Here is a 3,135-nt window from a genome sequence, read left to right as displayed (position 1 = left end):
TCGCCAACTATCGTCCGCAGTTCTACTTCCGCACCACCGACGTCACCGGCGAAGTCATTCTTCCCGAAGGTACCGAAATGGTGATGCCGGGCGACAACGTCACGATCGCTGTTAAGCTGATCGCGCCGATCGCTATGGAACAGGGTCTGCGCTTCGCAATTCGCGAAGGTGGTCGCACCGTTGGTTCTGGGGTTGTCAGCACCATCACGAAGTAATATAGGCCGCGCATCCCGCCCGGGTCAGTGATTCGGGCGGGCGGTTTATTTGAGATTTCCAAACAGCTGTCCCGGCTTCGATACGAGGTTGGGTTGGCTGTTTTCGCTCTTTGATATTGGTAGAAACAGGAATACGGTCCGTCATGGAAACGCAGAATATTCGCATTCGTCTGAAGGCTTTTGACCATCGCGTCCTCGATCAGGCGACAGGTGATATCGCAGAAACAGCTCGCCGCACTGGTGCGCTCATCCGTGGCCCTATTCCTCTTCCTACCCGTATCGAAAAGTTCACCGTCAACCGCGGCCCGCACATCGACAAAAAGTCGCGCGAGCAGTTTGAGGTGCGCACATATAAGCGGTTGCTCGACATTGTGCAGCCCACCCCGCAGACCGTCGATGCGCTGATGAAGCTCGACCTTGCTGCTGGTGTCGATGTGCAGATCAAGTTGGCTTAACGCCAGCAAGACACGGAATACCGCCAGACTTTAAGTCTGGGCCGCGTTCCCCGTCTTACCGGATTGTTTGCTGAGGCAGGCACCGGTGCCTAGCCCGGACGGGGCAATGCTAAAAATTTGGGCTGGAATTAGGCGTCACGCCCTCCTGGCAATCGTGCCAGCCGGGCCTCTGACATTGTAGTGGAGTATGGATCATGCGTACTGGCGTGATCGCGAAAAAGATGGGTATGATGCGCCTCTTCAATGAAGATGGCCGTCACGTTCCCGTCACCGTTCTGGCGCTGGAAGGCTGCCAGGTGGTCGGTGCTCGTAGCGAAGACAAGGATGGCTATTTTGCTGTCCGTCTCGGTGCAGGAGCCCGTAAAGCGAAAAATGTAAACAAGCCGCAGCGCGGCGAATTCGCCAAGGCACAGGTCGAACCCAAGGCTCGCGTTGCTGAATTCCGCGTTGAAAATGCCGACGGCCTGCTGCCGGTCGGCGCAACCATTTCGGCCGAGCATTTCGTTGCTGGCCAGCTGGTGGACATCACCGGTCACACCCAGGGTAAGGGCTTTGCCGGTGCCATGAAGCGCTGGGGCTTCGGCGGTATGCGCGCTACCCACGGTGTTTCGATCTCGCACCGTGCGCACGGTTCGACGGGTAACCGTCAGGATCCGGGCAAGGTGTTCAAGAACAAGAAGATGGCTGGTCATATGGGTGACCGTCAGCGTACGCAGCAGAACCTTGAAGTGGTTCGCACCGACGTCGCGCGCGGCCTGATCTTCGTCAAGGGTTCGGTCCCGGGTGCGAAGAATGCATGGCTGCTCGTCAAGGACGCCGTGAAGGTTGCTGCACCTGAAGGCCTGCCGTTCCCCGGCGCGCTGAAGGGTGACAATGATGTTGCTCCGATTGTCGAGGAAGAAGTCGTCATCGCGACCGAAGTCACCGAAGTCGAAGCTGCCGCTGAAGCACCTGCTGCCGAAGCTGCTGCGCCGGAGGCTCCCGCCGCTGACGAAGCACCTGCGGCTGACTCTGGCGAAGAACAGAAGGAGGGCTAAGCCATGAAGCTCAAGGTTCAAACCCTCGACGCCAAGGCAAAGGGCGACATCGACCTGAACGACGAAGTCTTCGGTCTCGAACCGCGTGCAGACATTCTGCACCGCGTTGTCACCTGGCAGCGTGAAAAGGCCCGCGGTACGGCTCGTCCGACCCGTGAGCGTTCGGATGTTGCCCGCACCGGCAAGAAGTTCGGTCGCCAGAAGGGTGGCGGTACTGCCCGTCACGGTGATCGCGCTGCACCGACCTTTATCGGCGGTGGTAAGGCGCACGGCGCCCGCCTGCGCGACTTCAACCCGTCGCTGAACAAGAAGATCCGCACGCTTGGCCTGAAAATGGCCCTGTCGAGCAAGGCGAAAGCTGGCTCGCTGATCGTTCTTGAAGACCTCGATGTGAAGGAAGGCAAGACAAAGGCGCTTGCCGGCCAGATTGCAAAGCTTGGCTTTGGCAAGACAGCCCTCGTCATCGACGGTGAAGGCGTGAACGACAATTTCCGCAAAGCTTCGGCAAATCTCGTCGGCGTCAATGTGCTCCCCGCTGTGGGCGCCAACGTCTATGACATCCTGAAGCATGACACGCTGGTCCTGACCCGTGCCGCGGTTGAAAAGCTGGAGGCCCGTTTCAATGGCTAAGAAAGAAGCAATCGACGTCCGTCATTATGACGTGATCGTTGCGCCGCACATCACGGAGAAGGCAACTTTGCTTTCGGAAAACAACGCCGTTGTTTTCAAGGTAGCGGGCGATGCCACCAAGCCGCAGATCAAGGCTGCGGTTGAAGCATTGTTCGATGTCAAGGTGAAGGGCGTCAACACGCTTGTCCAAAAGGGCAAGACCAAGCGGTGGAAGGGCAAGCCCTACACCCGCACCGACGTCAAAAAGGCCGTCGTGACCCTGGCTGAAGGCCAGTCGATCGACGTCACCACCGGTATCTAAGGGCAGGAAAATGGCACTCAAGAGCTACAAACCAACCAGCCCGGCGCGTCGCGGCCTCGTGCTTGTCGACCGTTCGAGCCTCTATAAGGGCGGCCCCGTCAAGGCGCTGACCGAAGGCAAGCGCAAGACCGGTGGTCGCAACAACAAGGGCCATGTCACCTCGCGTGGCATCGGTGGCGGTCACAAGCAGAAATATCGCATTATCGACTTCAAGCGTCGGAAATGGGATATGCCGGCAACCGTCGAACGTCTGGAATATGACCCCAACCGTACGGCTTTCATCGCACTGGTGAAATATTCGGACGGCGAGTTGGCCTATATCCTCGCACCGCAGCGTTTGAACGTAGGCGACACCGTTGTTGCCGGCGAAAAGACCGACGTAAAGCCGGGTAATGCGATGCTTTTGTCGCAGATGCCGGTTGGCACCATCTGCCACAATGTCGAGATGAAGCCGGGCAAGGGCGGTCAGATCGCCCGTTCGGCAGGCACTTATGTGC

5 protein-coding genes and 1 pseudogene are annotated in these 3,135 nt (G+C 58.5%); all 6 read left to right on the top strand.

The features are described from left to right. Nucleotides 1-215 (top strand): annotated as a pseudogene (gene tuf, locus PKC81_RS14595) (elongation factor Tu); the annotation flags it as partial. Nucleotides 216-358: 143 nt separating this feature from the next. Next, nucleotides 359-670, top strand: a complete 312-nt coding sequence (gene rpsJ, locus PKC81_RS14590) for a 30S ribosomal protein S10 (RefSeq protein WP_298605465.1) — start codon at nucleotides 359-361, stop codon at nucleotides 668-670. Nucleotides 671-864: 194 nt separating this feature from the next. Further along, a complete protein-coding gene (gene rplC, locus PKC81_RS14585) occupies nucleotides 865-1,707 on the top strand; it encodes a 50S ribosomal protein L3 (RefSeq protein WP_324337327.1) in 843 nt (280 codons plus the stop codon). A gap of 3 nt (nucleotides 1,708-1,710) precedes the next feature. After that, a complete protein-coding gene (gene rplD, locus PKC81_RS14580) occupies nucleotides 1,711-2,337 on the top strand; it encodes a 50S ribosomal protein L4 (protein ID WP_324337324.1) in 627 nt (208 codons plus the stop codon). Continuing rightward, nucleotides 2,330-2,638 (top strand): 50S ribosomal protein L23, encoded by a 309-nt coding sequence (locus tag PKC81_RS14575; RefSeq protein WP_298605458.1) that lies wholly within the window; start codon nucleotides 2,330-2,332, stop codon nucleotides 2,636-2,638. Before rplD ends, PKC81_RS14575 begins: the two co-directional genes overlap by 8 nt. Nucleotides 2,639-2,648: 10 nt before the next feature. Next, nucleotides 2,649-3,135: 50S ribosomal protein L2 (gene rplB, locus PKC81_RS14570; protein WP_324337322.1), on the top strand; the 487-nt coding region annotated here is incomplete at its 3' end.

The sequence above is a fragment of the Sphingorhabdus sp. genome (genome assembly GCF_035329025.1).
Taxonomy (GTDB): Bacteria; Pseudomonadota; Alphaproteobacteria; order Sphingomonadales; family Sphingomonadaceae; genus Sphingorhabdus_B.
Note: the sequence above shows the minus strand (reverse complement) of the source record. Positions and strands in the feature narration are given on the sequence as shown.

Excerpts from the sequence above, each read along its gene's own strand:
- PKC81_RS14575 (WP_298605458.1), top strand. The coding sequence starts at position 2,330 with ATGGCTAAGAAAGAAGCAATCGACGTCCGTCATTATGACGTGATCGTT.
- rplC (WP_324337327.1), top strand. The coding sequence starts at position 865 with ATGCGTACTGGCGTGATCGCGAAAAAGATGGGTATGATGCGCCTCTTC.
- rpsJ (WP_298605465.1), top strand. The coding sequence starts at position 359 with ATGGAAACGCAGAATATTCGCATTCGTCTGAAGGCTTTTGACCATCGC.
- rplD (WP_324337324.1), top strand. The coding sequence starts at position 1,711 with ATGAAGCTCAAGGTTCAAACCCTCGACGCCAAGGCAAAGGGCGACATC.